2 protein-coding genes are annotated in these 1,628 nt (G+C 67.8%); both read left to right on the top strand.

Features of this window, described 5'->3' with window-relative positions; translation table 11 throughout:
• Window positions 1-379: 379 nt before the first annotated feature.
• Window positions 380-769 carry a hypothetical protein gene (locus AB0O21_RS40415; RefSeq protein ID WP_365181009.1) on the top strand — a complete coding sequence of 130 codons (390 nt, stop codon included), beginning with the start codon at window positions 380-382 and terminating at the stop codon, window positions 767-769.
• Between the two features lie 9 nt (window positions 770-778).
• Window positions 779-1,285, top strand: coding sequence for a GNAT family N-acetyltransferase (locus AB0O21_RS40410; protein WP_365181006.1), 507 nt, complete (start codon window positions 779-781; stop codon window positions 1,283-1,285).
• Window positions 1,286-1,628 lie beyond the last annotated feature (343 nt).

Genomic DNA, 1,628 nt, shown 5'->3' with positions numbered 1-1,628 from the left:
TCCCGCCACGGAAAGACAAGAGACTGCCGGGAAACCCCCAAAAGAACGGGCCGGTCCGAAGGAGATGGACGGGCCAGTCAGGGATGTCCGACCCCCCGGGCGAGGGGGCACGCCCCGCCTCAGGCCCTCCCAGGCCGCTCCCCGGCCCGGGCAGGCGGCCAGCCGTCAGCAAACCTCGACCACAAGGGCCCAAGCCCCCGACAGGCGCGTCAAATCGCTACGCGCTCCTCGAAGACGGCGTCTGCGACAGTCTGTGGCTGGTCATAAGCCGCGACAGATGGCTACGCGCTTCTCGGTGATCGGCGTCTGACGGCCGTCTGGGGCCGATCGGCGGCCAGGTCCGAGGTTCTGGCGGGCCTCGGCGGTAGGTTCGGGAGGTATGGCGGATCCCATCTTCTACGTCGACCATTCGGACATCCGCGACGGCAAGCTGGCGGACGTCCAAGACGCGATGCGCGATCTGGCCGCCTTCGTCGAGGCACGTGAGCCGCAGCTGATCGCCTACCACTTCTTCATCGATGAGTCCGAGGCCACGATGACCTGTGTGGCCGTCCACCCCGACTCGGCTTCCATGGAGCTCCATATGGACCTCGGAGGGCCGAAGTTCCGGGCCTTCGGCCCGCTCATCCGCATGAGGTCGATCAACGTCTACGGGAATCCGAGCGCGGTGGTGGTGGGCCAGCTCCGGCAGAAGGCCGAGTACCTCGGCGGCGCCACCGTCACCTTCCACACCGTGCAGGCCGGCTTCAGCCGCTGGCTCGGTGCTTAGCATCTGGTCATGCCGGAACTCCAGCTCCTCCGATTCGACCACGCCACGGCCCTTCTCGAGTTCGAGCGGGAGAACCGGGCGTACTTCGCCGCGTCAGTGCCGGACCGTGGGGACTCCTACTTCGCCTACTTCGACGATCGGCACCATGCTCTGATGGACGAACAGGCCGAAGGGGGCTGCTTCTTCCACGTCTTGGTGGGCAGCGAAGGTGACGTGCTGGGGAGGGTCAACCTCGTCGACGTAGAGGACGGCTCGGCCGAGCTCGGCTACCGGATCGCCCAGCGAGCCGCCGGCCGAGGCCTGGCGACGGCAGCCGTACGCGAGGTCTGCGAACTCGCCGCCAACGAGTACGGCGTGACCACGCTGAGAGCCGTCACGACACTGGACAACCTGGGCTCCCGAACCGTCCTGGCCCGCACGGGCTTCGTCCTCGCTGGTGAGATCCCCGTGGACGGCCGCCCAGGCCTGCGCTTCCTCCGGACGACCCCGCCCATGACCAGCCCCGGACGGCCGTGAGACGCCAGTCACTGAGAAGCGCGTAGCGATCCGTTGCGCCTCTGACCAGCCCAAGACGGCAGTCGGACGCCTCTCATTGAGGAGCGCGTAGCGATTTGACGCGCCTGAAGTCCCCTGAGGTCCTTGTGGTCGAGGTTTGGCGGTGGCTGGCCGCCTGCCTGGTCCGGGAATCGAGGTGGGAGGGCCCGAGGCGGGGCGCGCCCCCTCGCTCACGGGGCCGGACATCTCCGACTGACCCGTCTCTCGCCTCTATCCCCCGGCCCGTTCTTTTGGGGGTTTCCCGGCAGTCTCTTGTCTTTCCGTGGCGGGACGGCCTGTCAAGGGTGGCCGAAGGCCATCGCGA

Origin of the sequence: Streptomyces sp. NPDC091371 (genome assembly GCF_040684275.1) — a bacterium.
Classification (GTDB): domain Bacteria; phylum Actinomycetota; class Actinomycetes; order Streptomycetales; family Streptomycetaceae; genus Streptomyces.
The sequence above is the reverse complement of the archived record's forward strand: the minus strand, read 5'-3'. Positions and strand labels throughout refer to the sequence as shown.